We start from the raw sequence: 19,667 nt of genomic DNA on the forward strand, positions 1-19,667 counted from the left end.
AAGCTGATAGACCAAAGACTAAAGCGCTTTATGCTTTAAGCTTTAGTCTTTCAGCTTATATTATTTCCTTTTCAATTAAATACTGATTTCTTTCTGGTGCATTGCGACCAACTAATTCGGCAACAAAACCTGCCAAAAACATTTGAGAACCTACCACAATTGCAACTAAGGCCAAATAAAATAACGGCTGATCTGTAGAATTGCGGTAAGGTAAATTGTTCCATATTAAAATTTGCTTTTCTACCATAATGTAGATCGCCATTATAATACCTAATACAAAGCTCAAAACCCCTAAGGAACCGAAAAAGTGCATCGGGCGTTTACCAAATTTACCAACAAAAAAGATAGAAAGTAAATCTAAAAATCCGTTGATGAACCTACTCATACCAAATTTAGTGGTACCGTATTTTCTAGCTCTATGTTCTACAACTTGCTCACCAATTTTGCTAAAACCTGCCCATTTTGCAATTACAGGAATGTAACGGTGCATTTCGCCATAAACTTCTATGGTTTTAACCACATCACCACGGTAAGCTTTTAAGCCGCAATTGAAATCATTTAATTGTATGCCGCTCATTTTACGCGTTGCTGCGTTAAATAATTTGGTAGGTATGGTTTTAGTAATTGGGTCGTAACGTTTCTTTTTCCAGCCAGAAATGATATCGTATCCTTCTTCTTTAATTCTCCGGTATAATTCTGGTATTTCATCCGGACTATCCTGTAAATCGGCATCCATAGTAATTACAACATCGCCCTGTGTTACTTCGAATGCAACGTTTAAAGCAGCAGATTTACCATAATTTCTTCTAAACTTAACTGCTTTTATGGTGGCAAAAGTTTCTTTAAGCTGCGTAATTACTTGCCAAGATTGATCTGTACTACCATCATCAACTAAAATAATTTCATACGAAAAATTATTTTCGCCCATTACTTTATCAACCCAAGCAACTAACTCAGGTAGCGATTCATCTTCATTATATAGTGGTACTACAACTGATATATCCATTTATTGAGTATCGAGTATTTAGTATCAAGTTTCAAGACAATGCCCGAAACATCATACGCTTAAAAAACAACGTGCAAATTTCATCAAATATTTTGATAAAACTTGCACGTTGAGAAATTTATGTTTTTTGTTTATTGAACTTCTACATGCTCATCATTAATTGGAGCAAATGGATTTGGGTTACTTCTTTTAAAAATCAAAGCAAAAATTAAAGCCCCGATAAAATAAAGAATTGCAGCAATTCCAAAACCCTGTACAGCTTGTGCAAATGTTGGTGAAAATTGTTTGTCTAAACTTTCAGAAGCACCAGCCATGGCTTTGTCTAAATCTTCACCAGACACCCCCATAGAATTCATCATTTTTTCTGTGCTCTCCAAAGAAAGCTCCTTCATTTTTACTGGATATGAAGGATCAATGTATTTTCCAAAAACAATTGTGAAAACAAAAACTAACGCCATTGATGTTAAAAACATCGCAAAAATTGGCCATAATGCTTCTCCAAAACTCCAGTATCCACCTGCTTTTTTTCTTAAATCCATGCAAAAGAAAACAGCTAAAGTAATACCGATAACAATGGTTATGCCAGCGTAAAAATATGAGCTCATTAAGCTTGGCATGATATACCAGGTAACTAAAAAGATTACAATATTAATTGCACCCCAAATTGCGCCATTCTTTAAAGCTTCTGATTTAAGGTTAAAGTTTGTAGTTGTTTCCATTTTATTTAGTTTTAGGTTTATCTATTTTTATTAAAAGTTGTAATTAAAGTATACAATGCCACATCAAAGCTTTTGTTATTGCTATGCTTAAGTAGTTCTTCTTGAACTGCTGCGCTGGTGTTTGGCTGCAAAAAGAAAGTCATAAATGGCACAAAAAGCTCTTCCATTTCTTCACTCAAATCTAACAAATCTGCATTGCTACAAATATCTTCTACGCTGCTCTCGGCTAATTGTTGGTTGCTGATTAAATCTTCATAAATATGAAACTCATCTTGAAACTCATCTTCCTCTACCAACAAAAATTCTTTTAAGAAATCTTCTAAACCTGGTTTAATTTGCTCATCATGACATTCATTAATGTACAATAACAAATTCAACAGCTCAGTTCCACGATCAATGGTGTCTTCTTCAATTTTTTCCCACTCTCTCGATTCTAAATAATCTTCTTCCAATTTATTTACATCACTTGTAAAAAAGTTAATCATCAATAAATCGAAGTAAACCTCTCTCAATTCGTCAAACTTTGGATGCTCATCGAAAACCTCATCAAACTCTTCAACCTTTTCTAAAAAGATCATGTCTTTGCTAAAAACATCAACTAATCTTTCTTCAATTGCTAGAGATTCTATTTTGTTAGCTGCAGCAAATTTATCTAAAGATGCGACTAAAGCTTGTTGTACACTACTGTTCATTTTTATAAAATTGATTGTTGTTGTAAACTAAATTAACTTTTCCTTTTAGTGTTTTACCTAATAAAGGCGAATTGGCAGACTTTGAAAAGTTAGTTGATGAATTGTATTCCCACTCTTGCGTGGCATCATAAATTGTAAAATTTGCCTTCTCTCCCATTTTTACAGATGGAATTGGCAAGTTTAATATCTTTCTAGGGTTAATTGCCAATTTTTCAGCAATTAAGCTAGAATCTAATCCTGCTTTTATTAAAATTGGTAAAACCGTTTGCAAGGATATAATTCCATAAGCTGCAATTTCAAATTCTACATCCTTAAACTCAATTTCGTGAGGGCGATGTTGTGAAGAAATGGCATCAATTGTACCATCTTTTAAACCATTTATTAGTGCTTTTTGATCAGCTTTGCTACGTAATGGCGGTTTAACTTTATAATTGCTATCAAAAGAATTTAAAAGCTCTTCTGTAAAAAGCAATTGATGAGCAGCAACATCACAAGTGATTTTAACTCCATCTTTTTTAGCTTTTTTTATTAAAGCAACAGCGCCTGCTGTAGAAATATTACTGATATGAATTGGCGCATCATGATAAGTGGCTAGAAAAATATCTCTAGAAATTTGCATTTCCTCAGCCAAGGCTGGTACACCTTTCATCCCCAATAAAACACTATTGGCACTCTCATTAACTTGTGCTTTGCCAGCAATAGACTTATTTTCAGGATAGAGCATCAATAACCCACCAAAACCTAAACAATATTGCAAGGCTCTGCTTATAAAACCATCATCGGCAATTGCTTTGCTACCATCAGAAAAAGCAACAGCACCAGCATTTTTCATATCAAAAAGCTCTGCCAGTTCTTTGCCCTCTAAATTATTACTAATTGCTCCTATCGGATAAACATCAACTAGGTTTCCTTTAGCTCTATTAAGGATATACTCTACTTCACCTTTAGATTGTACAACAGGCTTGGTAGTTGGCAAAACCGCTATACCAGTAAAACCACCAGCTTTTCCAGCGGCAGTTCCGGTTTGGATATCTTCCTTAGTTTCTAAGCCCGGATCACCAATCATACAGTTTAAGTCGAAAAAACCTGGAGAAAGAATAGCTCCATTTATTTCAAAAATTTCTTCATTTTTTATTGATGATAAAGTTTCTGATATAGCAGCGATTTTTCCATTTTCAATTCTTAAATCAACCTTTTGCTGATTAAATTCGCTGTTAGGATCTGCAATTGTAATTCCCTTAACTAAGAGGTTCATGAATTTGTATGATTTTGGGTATGATAAAATCTAATTAATAATATTTCTGCGGCTATAAAAACTAGGCTCAAAATTAGGCAAAGTTTCCATAACTCGGTTCCATTATTTTTTGTATTGATAGCGTTTGCTACACTGTCGCTTTTAGGATCTAAAAAAGTAACTTGTTTTTTGGCAAAAAGTTTTTCTATTTGTTCTCTCTCATCAAAATGCATGTCAGATTCCAATCTGTTATCATTAAAAGCTGCTATTGCCAAAGTTGAATCGCTTTGCTTAACATCGTAAAATCCAGCAGCTTTTATCTGATCGGCAGTATATAGTAGCGTTCTGCCATTTACTTGCCTTATCTCCGGAATGATCTCAAAACCATCAGCAACCAGTTTTAGAGATTGATTTTTTCCAAGATTTGTTTTTGCAATTTCTATGGTGTTATTTTGAGTTGTTGCATAGTAAGCAGGTTGATCCCTAACACTTGCAAAAGCAATTTTATACAATAAAGGAACAAACATTGTGTTTTTTGCAAAGTTGGTATCATCTTCAGCTAAACCCGTAGCTGCTAAAAAAATTGCACCATTACCTTTGTTAAATTTGGCAAAGAAAAACTGATTTGCAGGTAAACTTAATAAGTCTTCTTTGTTATTTCTATTATTTTCTGCATACCTAAAATATCTGTTAACTTGCGGTAAATCTAAATTTTTGGGCAGATTCTCAAATACATCCTTAAATAATGGATGCTTAATTTCTATACCGCTGACTTTTAATTGCTTTTTATTTAATTCAGCAACTGCTGGAAGATTTAAACTCGTTAAAAAGGAATTGTATACTTGCTGATTAGCATTTAAATCAGGAAAAATTAAAATTGATCCTCCATTTTTTAAATACCCTTTAAGTTCTTGTGCCAATCCGCTTGGTGGATTGTTAAGTTCATTTAACACAATTAAGCTGTAGTTTTGCAATAGGCTATAATTGATATTTGCTTCGGGCATTTCAGTTAAATTGAAATAGCTATCAGCGCCAAATAAAGCTTTAATGTATCTTCCGCTTTGCGGACCATTGATGGCTAATATTTTTTGTTCTTTATTAACATTAAAACTAAAATTCAATTGATCATCAAAAGTTAATGGAAAATCTTTTATGCTAATTTTCCCTCTCTGCCAGCCTAAGCTTAAACCGCTGTATGAAAGCGTATCTAATGCCTTTTTACCAGCTGCAATATTTAAACTACTTATTGCCTTTTGCTGGTTATTGATCTCTAGTTTAACAGCAATATTTTTTGCATCTTCTTCTCCATAATTTCTTAGCTGTACTACTAGTTTTTCGGTACTATTTGGTTGATGCACCGGCGAAAGCAGCCAAACGCTATCTACTGCCACATTTGGCAAATCGTTACCATCTAATTTTATTAAAGATAGATTAGTATTTGGATCAGTTTTTATCAATTCATCTCCCGCAAATCCTTTTTGATAATCTGATATTACATAAGCAAAACGATTAGCTGTTCCCTTAAAAATAGCTTGTTGTCTATTTAATACTTGCTGAAATTTTCTACTGGCAGATGATATTTTAACTTCATCCACAGCTTGTAAAAATTCTTCGCCATTAAGCAAGCGCTGATGTTTTCCTTCAAAATCATTTGTAAGCAATTGAAATCTATCGTTAATTTGAAATGCTTTAGCAACTTCTCTTGCTTTTCTTTTTGCCTCATCTAGCAAGCTTCCATCTTTGTTTACAGCTTCCATGCTGTAAGAATTATCAATATAAATACTTACAATACTACCTTTGCTAGCATCTATTTTATTTTGATTAGGAAGATATGGTTTAGCAAAAGCCAAAACTAAAAATAGGATAGCTAAAATTCTGCTCAGTAAAATAAGTAAGTTTTTGAGCCTTTCTTGAGATGATGTTTGCTCCTTTATTTCTTTTAAAAAGGCAACATTGCTAAAATAAACCCTCTTAAATTTCCGGAAATTGGATAAATGAATGATGATCGGTATAGCAACCGCAAAAAGCGCAAAGAGAAAGCCCGGATAAAGGAAATTCATTAAAAATCAAAGATAGAAAAATTATGCAGTTTACCGAATTGGTAATTGAAAACTTACCTATCTGTTTAATTAGTAATCGTTTTAATTTCAGCAAACAACCTTTACTCCTAACGGGAATAAAATTAATTAAAATGACAAATTTAATTGATATTCAGCGGTTTAGCTAAGTCACAAAAAGGTAATGATATAAATGTTTAAATATCTTTAAATTAAAAAATGCGTATATTTGAATTATTAATCATTAACAACGCATTGCCTATATAGCAAACTCATACTATAGATTATTGTGAACGAGATACCGAAAAAACTATGAGAAAATACATTTTAGGAATATCAGGATTATTATCCATCGCTTTCTGTTTAACCATTACCAGTTTTAAATCAACAGAAATAACACCAGTTAAACCTACAGTTATTACTACCGATAGTTTATATACAAACTATATTAGCGGATTGTATAACGCTGCACATTTAAATGAGGCGGGTTTAAATTTTGCTGTATTTGAAAAAGCTGTTACCGGATTCTACAACTTAAAAAAAGAGGGTAAGGTTTCTGGCAAATCAATTTTATCAATTGCTGATTTTGATCAGTCGAGCAAGAAAAAAAGATTATACATTATTGATTTGGCAAAAAGAGAGATGTTGCTGAATACCTGGGTTGCTCACGGACAAAACAGTGGCTTTGATGATGCGGTAAAGTTTTCTAACAAAAACGACTCATTTACAAGTAGCTTAGGATTTTATATCACAGGCGAAGTATATAGAGGCATTCATGGTAGATCTCTAAAATTAGACGGAATGGATCAAGGCTTTAATGACAATGCTCGTAGCCGCTCTATTGTGGTGCATGGTGCTTCGTATGTTAGCGAAGGAACTATAAATGCTTTGGGTAGGTTAGGAAGAAGTCAGGGTTGCCCAGCTGTTGCTCCAGAAGTTGCAGATCAGGTGATTAATACTATTGGTGATAAAACTGTGCTATTTATCAATAAATCTGTTAATGAGTATTCATCAAAATACTTAGACCATACTTTGGCTGCAAACTTTGCAGTTGATACCACAAACCATATGATGGATTAAACCTAAAATAAATAGGCACACAGAAAAAATTTTCTATGTGCCTGTTTGTAGAATAAAATTATTACACCAATCTTTCTAAGTGCGTATAAAGCACAATGTCCAGACCGTAAATATCTTTTCTGTATTGAAGTTTACCAGTTTGATCTGCCCAACAGGTAAAATAAGTTAAATATACAGGAACCTGTTTTGGCAAACCAATATCAGTTGCTACAGGATTGGTACTTTGCATACCTTCTTTAATTTTGTCATACTTTGCACCACTACCAAATAAAGCTTCTGCAAGTTCTAAGGGCTTTTCTACACGTACACAACCGTGACTAACAGCTCTCATATCTTTGCCAAATGCAGCTTTCGCTGGTGTATCATGCAAATAAACACTACTTTCGTTCTGAAATAGGAATTTAATTTTCCCTAATGAATTATCATCACCTGGGCGTTGTTTAAAGGCATATTTTTTACCCGCATCTGCAGCCGACCAATCTATGGTTTCCGGATCTTCGATAAGCTGACCATTCTCAAAAACATCTATATTGTGGTTTGCTAAATAATATGGATCTTTTGCAGCATCCTTAGTTATTTCATTAGTTGCAATACTCTCTGGTATATTCCAAACTGGGTTAACCTGCACACTATGTATTAAACTTTTCAATTGTGGTGTTTCTCTATTAAATGGTCTATCTTTTTTTAGGTCGTTTTCATCGTACTCAACTAAATTATCTTTACTACCTAATTCTCTGCCCTCACCAACACAAACTTTCATGTTTAAAACAGATTTACCACCTTCCATTACATCTAACTTAAAATCAGGAATATTAACCCAAACATACTTATCTTCATTTGGTAAATTTTTCCATCTTAAACGTTCCAAATTAACCTTTAATACTCTTTCACTTTCTTCTAAGCTACTTCCTGGCAAGGTTATTTTATTAGCTAACGCCTTTTGCAAAGCGATGTATTGACTTTCTTTTGGTTGTATGCTATCTAAAAACTCAACAACATCTTTGGTTTCAAAAACCTGTAAAAAGCTGTTGCTATCTGGTCTTTTAGTTGCGGTATAGTACTGAGCATAAATCTTTCTCGGACTTATTATTCCGAATTGTAGCGCATTACTGTAGTTGGTTAGTGAATTAGCTGCAGAAAGCTCTAAATCAATTAATACCTGATAAGCCTCATCCAATGTTTTGATTTCTTTTTTATTGTAAGTTTTTTCAATTAGTTCATTAAGCTCGGTTGTTTTAAATATTGCAGGATTTAAACCGTGAGCTGAAGAATTATTTAAAACCCCTAATGCCTCTTTTAGTTTATCCTTCTGCAAGTTTTTCATCAGCAGCACAGGCTCAAAATCATTCGATTCGTAAAATGCCCTCAAGAATTTGGGATTACGGTATTTACTTTCTTGTTTGCTAAAAGTTTCTTTAAATTTTGCAACAAAAGTTTCAGTTTCAATATCTTTAAAGATCTTGTTTCTAGTTTCTTTAAAAACTACTGCTCCAATATCTGAGTGACTTTTTTTACATGATTGTAAAGTCAAAAAACCTAAAAGGATTACAGCAAATAATTTAAATGGAAGTTTTTTTCGGTAGGATGTTAATTTCATATAGGCTTAATAATTTTAAGCCTCCTTTTGTTTCAAAATTTACATATATTTTTTTATTGCATCCCAAAGAATTCCATCATAGTCGTAAACATCTGGTCTAAACTCAACCTTTCCATTTTCCGCCCATGCAGTATAATAGCCAATTACTACAGCAACATTTTTTCTGGTAGCAAACCAAGATGGTTTAAGTTTAAAAACTTTGGTGGTATCATATTTTTTAGCTAAAATTTTCTGATACTGAGCATTTCTATTGGTGTCTACTGGCGGAAGATTTACTTCCATCCTTAATTGGTCATATTGATATTTGTCTCTAACCATCAATTCTGCGAATTTTAATGGATTTTCGATACGTACACAACCGTGACTTATTGCTCTATTTACCAACTTAAAGCCATATTTATTGTTGGTATCGTGCAAGTAAATGCTTGAGCTATTATCAAAAACAAACTTAAATTTACCTAAAGCATTGCCATCGCCAGAGCCTTGTTTAAATGTAAATGGCAATTTATCTCTAGAGTAACGGCTCCACTGTATGGTATCTGGCTCAGAGATCTGTTTACCTTTGTAATATACGCTAATGTTGCTGTTAGATAAATAATAAGGATCTTTTCTTGCCATCCAATAGATTTCGCTTTGTGCTATACTAACTGGGATATTCCAAACAGGATTAACTTGTATGGCGTTAAATACACTTACCAACTGAGGAGTTTCGTGATTTTTTGGCTTATCATCTAAATTACCTGTCTTCAAATAGGTTTTCATCCTTTCTACATATGTAGCCTCTCTTTTGCCACCTACACATACGTTCATATGAGCCAAAGTGTCATCTTTTTTAAACCAGGTTAGTGAAAAATCTGGAATATTTACCATTACCACTTCATCGGTTTTGATAGGAATTTGCCAACGCAAGCGCTCTAAGTTTAATTTTATTTTTCGAATTGATAAATCTTTATCGTTGCCTAAACTATCACGATAGTAAGCTAACAGTTTTTTCAGGTCTAAATAACTTTTTGATTTTGGTTGGGCGTCTTTCAGCACTGCAACAATATTCTTGGTATGTAAAATCGAATCCAACATTAAACTGTCTGGTCGTTTAACTTTAATGTAATACCTGTTAAATATATTCCTAGGATTTACCACACCATATTTCATAAAAGAAGTATATCGCAAAAGTGCATCAGCAGTTTTAATTTCCAATTCGGCAATTATAGGGTAAACTTCTTCAATAGATTTAAATTGATTAGCATTTAATGTTTTAACCAATCCCTCCAACTCTGTAATTTTTAACGAAGCTGGATTTATACCATCTTCTTTAGTTAATTGGAGATATCTCAATAATGAATCGATTTCGCCATTTGTAAAAAAACGAGTGACAAGGATTGGATTATTGTGATTAGAGTTATAAAATGCTTTAGTTGTTTTTGGATTGGATAAAGAACTACTCAAATCGTCCAATTTTTTACTGAATATTGGATAATAAGATGATGTATCAAACTTGTTATAAATTTTATTATCAAAATGCTCGGCCAGCGCTATTGCTATCTCTGGCTTAGTACTAAACCAACCACAAGAACTTAAAACTAAGCTTAAGCACAAAAAAAGTAGCGTTTTCTTCAATTTTTAATAATTTTAAATGACTATGTATTGTTCGTTAAAACAGAAACTCTTCAATTTAGATGCCATATAATTTTTATTTTAACTAAACAAAGCTATATTTGCGTCATCTTCTCAATAAAATTACGGAAAGATAAGCAATATAATGATCCAAGTTTTAAACCATCACGTACATTTACACCATCGCCATTGTGGCGATAGATAGTAGTATGTTTTGTACGCAAAACGGTTTTTAGACAGATTAAATATTCTTATTCCTAATTTTATATAAAGTGAAAACACTTAAAATTGCTATCCAAAAATCGGGTAGGTTAAACGAAAAATCAGTAGAAATTCTTAAAAATTGTGGTCTTTCTTTCGAAAACTACAAAAGTTCTCTAATTGCAACAGTTGCAAATTTTCCTCTTGAAATTCTTTTTTTAAGAGATGATGATATTCCAGAATACGTACAAGATGGCATAGCCGATTTAGGTATTGTTGGCGAAAATGTAATCATTGAAGCAGGTGCTGATGTATCTTATTTACAGCCTTTAGGTTTTGGCAAATGCACCCTTAAAATTGCTGTTCAGAGCACCAGTAATATCACCGAATTATCGCAACTAAATGGCAAGGCAATTGCTACTTCTTATCCAGTAATCTTACAGAAATATTTGTCAGAAAATAATGTAGATGCTCAGATCAGAAACATCTCAGGATCGGTAGAAATTGGCCCGGGTTTGGGACTAAGTGATGCGATTTTCGATATCGTTTCTACTGGTGGCACTTTGAAAAGTAACGGACTGAAACCTTTCAAAAATGTAATGGATTCTCAGGCAGTTTTAATTGCCAGCAAAGGGATGGAAACCAACCCTGAGGTGTTAGAGTTGTTGCAAAGAATTCAATCGGTACTACGAGCAAAAGCTACAAAATACGTAGTGCTAAATGTGGCAAAAGAAAATTTACAAGCTGTGGTAGATTTACTTCCTGGCGTAAAAAGTCCTACTGTTGTACCACTGTTTGAGGAAGGTTGGGTAGCTGTACACTCGGTAATTGCAGAAGAAGATTTTTGGGAAAAAATTAACGGTTTAAAATTAGCTGGCGCTGAAGGAATTGTGGTGATGCCAATTGAGAAAATTATTACCTAAAAAACATTAAAAATAGATTTAAACACGATATTTTATATTAACTATTAGTTAAATTTAACACATAACATATTGAAACTCTATAATTATAAAGATTTAACTCAACAAAAAATTAAAGAGCTTTGTTCTCGTCAGGTTGAAGACGATAATGTAGTAATTTCTAGGGTTAAAAACATAGTTGATACCGTAAAAACCGATGGTGATAAAGCACTCCTCTCCTATGCCGAACAGTTTGATAAAGTAAAATTATCAACCCTGTTTATTGGAAAAGAAGAGATAGCAGCAATAGCCAAACAAATTCCTTTATCAGTAAAAAATGCCATTGATGTTGCCTATCAAAACATCTATAAGTTTCATTTCGCACAGTTAAAAACTGAAGCTAAAATTGAAACAATGGAAGGTGTAATTTGCTGGAGAGAAGCTAGAGCAATTGAAAAAGTTGGACTGTATATTCCGGGTGGAACAGCAGTTTTACCTAGTACATTTTTGATGCTTGGCATACCTGCAAAAATTGCTGGTTGCAGCGAAATTGTTGTTTGTTCACCACCGCAAAGTGACGGCAAAATTAACACTTACATTGCCTATGTTGCCACCTTGCTAAACATAGAAAAAGTATACTTGGTTGGCGGTGCGCAAGCGGTGGCGGCAATGGCTTTTGGCACCGAAACAATTCCTAAAGTTCATAAGATTTTTGGACCAGGAAATCGCTATGTAACCGAGGCAAAAAAGCTGGTACAAAACACGCTTGCAATTGACATGCCAGCTGGCCCATCTGAGGTTTTAGTTGTAGCAGATGAAACTGCTAAAGCTGCTTTTGTTGCAGCAGATTTATTGGCTCAAGCAGAACACGGAATTGACAGTCAAGCGGTACTTGTTGCCACCTCAAAAAAATTAATTGATGAGGTAATTTTAGAAGTTGAGCAACAACTTCAAAATTTGCCGAGGAAAGATATTGCAGCGAAGGCAATTGAAAATTCTTATATAGTTTATACCGAAGACTTAAAAGATGCAATGACTTTTAGTAATGCTTATGCACCAGAACATTTGATCTTAGCTACTGAGAATTTTGAGCCACTTATTCCTATGATTATCAATGCTGGATCTGTGTTTTTAGGAAATTTAACTCCTGAAAGTGCTGGCGATTATGCATCAGGTACAAACCATACGCTACCAACAAGTGGTTTTGCAAGTGCTTTCTCAGGTGTATCTGTTGATACTTTTTTGAAAAAAATCACTTTTCAGCATATTTCTGTAAAAGGAATACAAAATATAGGAAATACAGTAGAGGTTTTAGCAGAGGCTGAAGGTTTGCAAGCACATAAAAATGCAGTTACGATAAGATTAAAAGAGATGTGAGAAGTTAGACATGAGATGTGAGAAATCAGATCGCATCACAGTCTCAAATCTAACTACTCCTATCTCAAATCCCAAAAAGAAAATGGATATTAAAGATTTACAAAGAGAAAATATAAAAAACCTAAAACCCTACTCTACTGCAAGAGATGAGTTTAAGGGGCAAGCAAGCGTATTTTTAGACGCAAATGAAAACAGTTTTGGTTCACCACTACCTGCAAATTACAATCGCTATCCTGATCCATTACAATTGGATGTAAAAGATGCGATTAGCAAAATTAAAGGGGTGCCAATTGAAAATACATTTTTAGGAAATGGTAGTGATGAAGCTATCGACTTGTTGTACAGGGCATTTTGCAATCCGGGCAAAGATAATGTTGTCATCTTACCTCCTACTTATGGAATGTATGAAGTATCGGCAAATATTAATGATGTAGAGGTTAGAAAAGTAGATTTACTGCCTAACTTTCAATTAGATTTAGAAAAAATTGCAGAAGCAATTGATGCAAATACAAAGATGATTTTCATCTGCTCGCCAAATAACCCTACCGGAAATTCAATCAACAGGACAGACATAGAAACTATTTTGGCTAATTTTAAAGGTTTGGTAGTAATTGACGAAGCATATATCAATTTCGCAAAGCAAAAGACTTTTATTCAGGAATTAACTGAATATGCAAACTTAGTAATCTTACAAACATTTTCAAAAGCATGGGGCTTGGCGGCTTTACGTTTAGGCATGGCTTTTTCATCGAGACCAGTTATTGATATTTTGAATAAGGTTAAACCGCCCTACAATATCAACCAAGCTACACAAGATTTAGCTTTGGCTGCGCTAGAAAATATCCAGCAGGTGAATGAATGGATAAAAATTACCGTTTCTGAGAGAGATAGATTAGGTAAATTGTTAGCTAATTTACCAATGGTGAAAAAAGTCTATCCATCTGATGCTAATTTTATTTTGGCACAGGTTGATGATGCTTTAGGAACTTATAATTTATTGGTTGATAAAGGCATTATTGTCCGCGACCGATCGAAAGTTTCACTTTGCGAAGGATGTTTGAGAATTACTGTGGGAACAGTTGAAGAAAATAATCAGTTAATTAGCATTTTAGAGAAAATATAATGAAACCGCCATGATCTTCGAAATAAAGATGGAATGAACGATCATGGCAGCTTCATTACAAATGAAAACAAAATTAAACAGATGAAAAAAGTATTGTTTATAGACCGCGATGGCACACTAAACATTGAACCAGAGGATGAGCAAGTAGATAGTTTTGCGAAGCTAAAGTTTTACCCAAGATCATTGTATTATCTTTCTAAAATTGCAACTGAGTTAGACTATGAATTGGTGATGGTTACTAATCAGGATGGCTTGGGTACTCCATCAAATCCTGAAGAGAACTTTTGGCCAATACACAATTTCATGATTGATACTTTTGCAAACGAAGGTGTTGTGTTTAGCGAAATTGTAATTGATAGAACTTTTGCAAAAGACAATGCTCCTACTCGCAAACCTCAAACAGGTTTATTAACACATTATTTTAATGAAGGTTATGATCTAAAAAACTCTTTCGTAATTGGCGATCGTTTAAATGATGTGATTTTAGCTAAAAACTTAGGTGCAAAAGCAATTTATCTTCGTCAGAATGATGCTTTGGGCAGCGCTGAAGCTTTAGACAAATATGAAACCTTAGCTGATATAATTGTTTTGGAAACTCAGAAATGGGAAGATATTTATACTTTTTTAAGAGCTGGTGCTAGAAAAGTAAATCACGTTCGTAAAACAAATGAAACAGATATAACCATTGGTTTAGATTTAGATGGAACAGGAAAAGCAACCATTAAAACAGGCTTAAATTTTTTCGACCATATGTTAGACCAAATTGCCAGACATGGCAGCATGAATTTGGACATTGTTGCTAAAGGCGATTTACATATTGATGAACACCACACCATTGAAGATACCGGAATTGCTTTAGGCGAAGCATTTGCGCAAGCTTTGGGCACTAAATTAGGCATAGAGCGTTATGGCTTTTGTTTACCAATGGATGATTGTTTAGCACAAGTAGCCATAGATTTTGGTGGCAGAAACTGGATTGTTTGGGATGCAGAATTTAAACGTGAAAAAGTTGGAGATATGCCAACTGAAATGTTTTTCCACTTTTTTAAATCTTTTAGCGATGCTGCAAAATGTAATTTGAACATAAAAGCAGAAGGCGAAAACGAACATCATAAAATTGAGGCTATTTTTAAAGCTTTTGCGAAAGCAATTAAAATGGCTGTGAAACGTGATGCTGAAAAAATGGTTTTACCGAGTACAAAGGGAGTGTTATAGGTAGAAGGATGAAAGGCGGAAGTTTGAAGGTCTTGATGCACGAACTTTGAATAGTAAACCTGATAGTAGCGAACACGGATCCCGATTTTTCATCGGGAGGAGTAAAGCGAATAGCAGGACTGCAGCAACTATGAAAAACCGACACTCATTTTCTAATAAATCAATTAAAATGGAAGAAAATATAATTAAAGAAAAGTCCCCTTTAGAGCCTGCTCCGATTTTATATCGGAGGGATTTAGGAGTTGGAATAGTAAACTACGGTGCTGGAAACATATTTTCGCTAACCGCAGCTTTAGAAAGACAAAATATTAGCTACGGAATGGTAAATACAGAGGCTGATTTTGAAAAATACAGCCACATTATTATTCCTGGAGTTGGGCACGCTGGTTCGGCAATGAAAAAGCTAGAACAAACGGGCTTGGTTAATGCAATCAAAGCTTTAAAAAAACCAGTTTTAGGTATTTGTGTAGGTATGCAGTTAATTACGCAACATTCTGAAGAAGGAGACGCTAACCTTTTGGATATCATTCCGTTAAAAACAAAATTATTCGATAAGAATTTAGGAATTAAAATTCCGCACATGGGCTGGAATAATGTTGATTTTAAAAACAACTTACTCTTTGAAGGTGTTAATTCTGAAACACAATTTTACTTCGTTCATTCTTATTTTATTGAATATAACCCTACTTTTGATATCGCAGCTGTTAACTATGGCAACAAATTTTCGGCGGCAATACAAAAAGATAATTTTTACGGCGTTCAGTTTCACCCAGAAAAATCTGGCGAAGCAGGCGAACGTTTATTGAAAAACTTCTCAAACCTTAATTCATAAAATGTATATAATTCCGGCAATTGATATTTTAGATGGTAAAGTTGTTCGCTTACGCGAAGGCGATTACAACCAAAAAACAGAGTACGATGTTTCTATAGAAGAAATGATTGAGCGCTACCGTTCTAATGGCACTGATTTTATCCATATAATAGATTTAAATGGCGCCAAAGGCGATTTTAGCAATCAAAAAACTTTGTTTGATATCATTAAAAAAACAGAGATGCGTGTGCAGTACGGTGGTGGAATTAGAACTATTGAGCAAGTAAATAACTTATTAGATGCTGGTATTCATCGTGTAATTGTAGGTACACAAGCTATTAGTAACCCAGATTTTTTACCTGATTTAAGTAAGGCTTTTGCCAAAAAGGATGATTATGCCAACAGAATTGTAATTGCAATTGATGTTTTAGATGAAGTAATCAAATATTCTGGTTGGATGGAAAGTTCGCCAATAAAATTGATGGATTACGTTGATAAATGTTTGGCATTAGGATTTTTCCGTTTTTTATGCACAGACATTAGCAAGGATGGCAAATTAGGTGGTGCAGCAGTTGATTTATACAAAAAACTGTTAGACCACTCGCCAATGATTAAATTAATTGCATCTGGCGGAGTTAGCTCGATGGAAGATATTTATGACTTAGCCAAATACGACATTAGAAGTGTGGTAGTTGGAAAAGCGATTTATGAAGATCGAATTTCGATTGATGAAATTAAAGAGTGGAATTTGAAGGCTTTATCGTCAATCTAAATTAAACCACCATTACGAGCTTACGAAGTAACCCTACAACGATAGATAGGTGTTTTAAGATTGCCTCGTTCCTCTGCAATGAATAAACTAAAAAAAATGCTGAGTAAAAGAATAATCCCTTGCCTAGATGTAAAAGATGGCCGTACAGTAAAAGGCATCAACTTTGTTGACTTACGTGATGCTGGTGACCCAGTTGAGTTAGCTGCTCAATATGCTAAACAAGGTGCAGACGAGTTGGTGTTTTTAGACATTACTGCAACTCACGAACGCCGCAAAACTATGATTGAGATGGTAAAATCTGTTGCTAGACAGTTAAATATCCCCTTCACCATTGGCGGTGGCATTACCGAATTGGCAGATGCTGAAGCTTTGCTAAATGCTGGAGCAGATAAAATTAGCATCAATTCGGCAGCGGTTCGAGACCCACAATTAATTGAAGATTTAGCTAAAGCTTTTGGCGTTCAGTTTGTAGTTTTAGCAGTCGACACTAAATTTGTTGGCGGTAAAAATATGGTTCATTTAAATGGTGGAAGATTAATAACCACCATCGAAACTGAAGATTGGATTAAAAAAGCAGAAGATTTAGGCGCTGGAGAAATTTTGCTTACTTCTATGGATCATGATGGCACCAAACAAGGTTTTGATTGTGGCTTGTTGAGTAAAATAAACAAGATGATTAATATTCCTATCATCGCCTCTGGCGGAGCTGGAAAAACTGAGCATTTTACAGAAGTTTTCGAAAAAGCTGGAGTTGATGCTGCTTTAGCTGCATCGGTATTTCATTATGGGGAAATTTTAATACCAGATTTGAAACAAGAATTGAAAAGAAAAGGAATTTCTGTTAGAATATAAAAAATAACTCGTCATTGCGAGGCACGAAGCAATCTTACATACTTAAGCAGGTAATAAAACCAATCGCTTTAGGATTGGTTGGTACATCGCAATGAAGAAACTTGATAGAAACAATGAATATAGATTTTAATAAAAGTGATGGTTTGGTACCTGTAGTGATACAAGATGAACAAACTCTAGAGGTTTTAATGTTAGGTTACATGAACGCCGAAGCATTTGAAAAAACACAAAGTGAAGGTAAAGTAACTTTCTTTTCTCGCTCTAAAAACCGCTTATGGACCAAAGGTGAAGAAAGTGGAAATTTCCTTTTCGTAAAATCTATCCATATTGATTGCGATAACGATACGATTTTGATTAAAGCCAATCCGGTTGGACCAACTTGCCATACGGGCAGTAGGAGTTGTTTTAAAACAGATTACAACCAGAACTTCATTTTTGAGCTTCAAAATATTATTAATGACAGATATGACAACCCTGTTGAAGGCTCATACATTAATAAAATGCGTAAAAAAGGTTTAAATAAAATTGCGCAAAAAGTGGGTGAAGAAGGTGTAGAAACCGTAATTGCAGCCTTGGCAGAAACTGAAGAAGATTTGATTGGCGAGGCAGCAGATTTACTTTTTCACTTAACTTTTTTATTGAAAGAAAAAGGATTATCACTCCAAGATATTGCTAAAAAATTAGAAAGTAGACATAAATAGACGTAAGATGTGAGATTTGAGACACATCCAATTCCCAATTCGCAATACTCATTACGCAATACAAAAACAATGCTCAAACATCTCCATACCTTTCCCGGTCATCAAAACCCAGTTTATGCTTTGGCAAACGCCAGTGAAGGAGGTGTTTTTTACAGCGCTGGCAATGACAAGGGAATTGTAGAATGGTCTCTGGACAATATGGCATTTGTAAAAGTAAAAATGCCTGTACAAAGCTCGGTTTATAGTTTATTTAGTTATAATAATTTGCTCTTTATTGGTGAAAGAAGTGGTGCGTTTAACGTTTATGATTTGGCCAAGCAGGAAATAGTTGTAAGGATAAAGGCCCATCCAAAACCAATTTTTGATATTCAAGTAGCCAAGGGCAAAAACGAATTATTAACCACAGGCGAAGATGGTTCGGTAGCAGTTTGGTCGCTTGCAGATTTTTCAGAAATCTATCGTTTTCAAGTCGCTTATGATACGGTGAGGAGCCTGGCTATTTCGCCCGATGAAACTGAAATCGCCTTTGGCTGTAAAGATCATTTGATTAGAATTTACAATTTGGCCGATTATAGTTTAAAACAAACTCTAGAAAGCCATACTTTACCAGTTACTTCTTTAGCTTATCATCCTAACGGGAAATATTTAATTACTGGAAGTAGAGATGCGCAACTAAAAACATGGAATTTGCCTGATTACAGGTTAGCACAAACTATCCCTGCACATTTATTCGGCATATACAGCATTATTTTTCACCCAATACTACCCTATTTTGCGACTGGCAGTCAGGATAAAAGCATTAAACTTTGGGATGCAGAAAACTTTAAACTCTACAAAATTTTAAGCTTAGAAAAAGGAGAATTCGGCCATACACATTCCATCAACAAAATCATTTGGAGTAAAGATGGAAGATATTTAATTTCTACTGGAGACGACAGGAAAGTAATGGTTTGGGAAATGCAGATTTAGGTGTAAAAAAAATCTTTTATTTTTTCTAAAGTGCTTTTTTCTATCACAAATCCAAGTCCGCCAAGTATTGTTGGAGAAATTTGCATTTCAATAAACATTGGAACGTTTTTATTTAAGTTGACTTTATATTCTCTGGTTTCATAACCTAGATATCGAAATTCTAAAATTGCTTTTTTCGAATATTTGTCTTTTTTTAGTTTAATCTCAAAATTACCTTTAGCGTCAGTGGTTGCAAGTACTTTTCCTCCTTTTAGCATTATAGGCAAGCCAATTATTGGCGATTTATCATCCTTATCTATAACCTTTCCCTTTATAACAATGCTTTCATTTATATCTTTAACATCTAAAATAACATTAGATTTTGATTTTTGATCTGAGAAGAAAGTTGGGTAATGTGATTTTATATTGGCTACACTTAATTTAGGCAAAGTCAAAAGCGTAATTAATGAGGCCGCTATTAAACTTGGTTTAAAACTTTTTAAAGAGAAAGTTGGTTTCGCCATTATTAAATTATTTAATTGGCTTGGATTTAACATCCCACAAGTATTACCACTATCTTTCCTAAACCAATTAATCAAATCTTGATCTGTGAATTTTGTGAAATCTATAACCTCTTTTTCACAACTACCGCAATACCTACCATATCCATATGGCTTCATATTTTTCCAATTTTCTGAGCAAGGTTGCTGAATAGTAATTTTTAAGTTCGACATAAGTTTTGATTTATGATACTTTTAAATGATACTTT

General features: G+C 34.1%; 18 protein-coding genes. 10 read left to right on the top strand and 8 right to left on the bottom strand.

Annotated elements, in window-relative coordinates; genetic code table 11:
* Positions 1-55: 55 nt before the first annotated feature.
* The 5 genes from AC07XU_RS13985 to AC07XU_RS14005 form a co-directional block, all read right to left on the bottom strand.
* Entirely contained in the window at positions 56-1,006 is a 951-nt protein-coding gene (locus AC07XU_RS13985) for a glycosyltransferase family 2 protein (RefSeq protein WP_494944252.1), read from the bottom strand.
* Positions 1,007-1,137: 131 nt separating this feature from the next.
* Positions 1,138-1,725: a DUF4199 domain-containing protein gene (locus tag AC07XU_RS13990; RefSeq protein WP_494944253.1), complete on the bottom strand. Its 588-nt coding sequence runs from the start codon at positions 1,723-1,725 to the stop codon at positions 1,138-1,140.
* Positions 1,726-1,742: 17 nt separating this feature from the next.
* A complete protein-coding gene (locus tag AC07XU_RS13995; RefSeq protein ID WP_494944254.1) occupies positions 1,743-2,417 on the bottom strand; it encodes a hypothetical protein in 675 nt (224 codons plus the stop codon).
* Complete coding sequence (locus AC07XU_RS14000) at positions 2,407-3,672, bottom strand: dihydroorotase (protein ID WP_494944255.1); 1,266 nt, start codon at positions 3,670-3,672, stop codon at positions 2,407-2,409. The genes AC07XU_RS13995 and AC07XU_RS14000 overlap by 11 nt, the downstream gene beginning before the upstream one ends.
* Positions 3,669-5,711, bottom strand: a complete 2,043-nt coding sequence (locus AC07XU_RS14005) for a BatA domain-containing protein (RefSeq protein ID WP_494944256.1) — start codon at positions 5,709-5,711, stop codon at positions 3,669-3,671. Before AC07XU_RS14005 ends, AC07XU_RS14000 begins: the two co-directional genes overlap by 4 nt.
* A gap of 309 nt (positions 5,712-6,020) precedes the next feature.
* On the opposite strand from AC07XU_RS14005, the gene AC07XU_RS14010 reads away from it, so the two are divergent.
* Positions 6,021-6,788 carry a murein L,D-transpeptidase catalytic domain family protein gene (locus tag AC07XU_RS14010; RefSeq protein WP_494944257.1) on the top strand — a complete coding sequence of 256 codons (768 nt, stop codon included), beginning with the start codon at positions 6,021-6,023 and terminating at the stop codon, positions 6,786-6,788.
* Between the two features lie 61 nt (positions 6,789-6,849).
* On the opposite strand, the gene AC07XU_RS14015 is transcribed toward AC07XU_RS14010, so the two are convergent.
* Positions 6,850-8,385: a L,D-transpeptidase family protein gene (locus AC07XU_RS14015; RefSeq protein WP_494944258.1), complete on the bottom strand. Its 1,536-nt coding sequence runs from the start codon at positions 8,383-8,385 to the stop codon at positions 6,850-6,852.
* 39 nt (positions 8,386-8,424) lie between these two features.
* Positions 8,425-10,002, bottom strand: coding sequence for a L,D-transpeptidase family protein (locus tag AC07XU_RS14020; RefSeq protein ID WP_494944259.1), 1,578 nt, complete (start codon positions 10,000-10,002; stop codon positions 8,425-8,427).
* A gap of 269 nt (positions 10,003-10,271) precedes the next feature.
* Between AC07XU_RS14020 and hisG the strand changes: the two genes are divergently transcribed.
* The 9 genes from hisG (at position 10,272) to AC07XU_RS14065 (ending at position 18,919) form a co-directional block, all read left to right on the top strand.
* Complete coding sequence (gene hisG, locus AC07XU_RS14025) at positions 10,272-11,123, top strand: ATP phosphoribosyltransferase (RefSeq protein ID WP_494944260.1); 852 nt, start codon at positions 10,272-10,274, stop codon at positions 11,121-11,123.
* Positions 11,124-11,192: 69 nt separating this feature from the next.
* On the top strand, positions 11,193-12,476 hold the full coding sequence (gene hisD / locus AC07XU_RS14030; RefSeq protein ID WP_494944261.1) for a histidinol dehydrogenase: 1,284 nt from the start codon (positions 11,193-11,195) through the stop codon (positions 12,474-12,476).
* Positions 12,477-12,558: 82 nt separating this feature from the next.
* Positions 12,559-13,599, top strand: a complete 1,041-nt coding sequence (hisC, locus tag AC07XU_RS14035) for a histidinol-phosphate transaminase (protein ID WP_494944262.1) — start codon at positions 12,559-12,561, stop codon at positions 13,597-13,599.
* Positions 13,600-13,680: 81 nt separating this feature from the next.
* The gene (hisB, locus tag AC07XU_RS14040; RefSeq protein ID WP_494944263.1) at positions 13,681-14,814 is read left to right on the top strand and encodes a bifunctional histidinol-phosphatase/imidazoleglycerol-phosphate dehydratase HisB; all 1,134 of its coding nucleotides are present in this window, start codon (positions 13,681-13,683) and stop codon (positions 14,812-14,814) included.
* A 169-nt stretch (positions 14,815-14,983) separates the two neighbouring features.
* On the top strand, positions 14,984-15,646 hold the full coding sequence (gene hisH, locus AC07XU_RS14045; protein ID WP_494944264.1) for an imidazole glycerol phosphate synthase subunit HisH: 663 nt from the start codon (positions 14,984-14,986) through the stop codon (positions 15,644-15,646).
* A gap of 1 nt (position 15,647) precedes the next feature.
* Positions 15,648-16,397: a 1-(5-phosphoribosyl)-5-[(5-phosphoribosylamino)methylideneamino]imidazole-4-carboxamide isomerase gene (gene hisA, locus AC07XU_RS14050; protein ID WP_494944265.1), complete on the top strand. Its 750-nt coding sequence runs from the start codon at positions 15,648-15,650 to the stop codon at positions 16,395-16,397.
* Between the two features lie 96 nt (positions 16,398-16,493).
* A complete protein-coding gene (gene hisF / locus AC07XU_RS14055) occupies positions 16,494-17,249 on the top strand; it encodes an imidazole glycerol phosphate synthase subunit HisF (protein ID WP_494944266.1) in 756 nt (251 codons plus the stop codon).
* 113 nt (positions 17,250-17,362) lie between these two features.
* Positions 17,363-17,950 (top strand): bifunctional phosphoribosyl-AMP cyclohydrolase/phosphoribosyl-ATP diphosphatase HisIE, encoded by a 588-nt coding sequence (gene hisIE / locus AC07XU_RS14060; protein WP_494944267.1) that lies wholly within the window; start codon positions 17,363-17,365, stop codon positions 17,948-17,950.
* 69 nt (positions 17,951-18,019) lie between these two features.
* Complete coding sequence (locus tag AC07XU_RS14065; protein ID WP_494944268.1) at positions 18,020-18,919, top strand: WD40 repeat domain-containing protein; 900 nt, start codon at positions 18,020-18,022, stop codon at positions 18,917-18,919.
* Here AC07XU_RS14065 and AC07XU_RS14070 read toward each other — a convergent pair.
* Entirely contained in the window at positions 18,916-19,632 is a 717-nt protein-coding gene (locus tag AC07XU_RS14070) for a carboxypeptidase-like regulatory domain-containing protein (RefSeq protein ID WP_494944269.1), read from the bottom strand. The two genes, AC07XU_RS14065 and AC07XU_RS14070, sit on opposite strands and share 4 nt — an antisense overlap.
* Between the last annotated feature and the right edge of the window lie 35 nt (positions 19,633-19,667).

The sequence above is a fragment of the Pedobacter sp. GW456-11-11-14-TSB4 genome, from assembly GCF_059424425.1.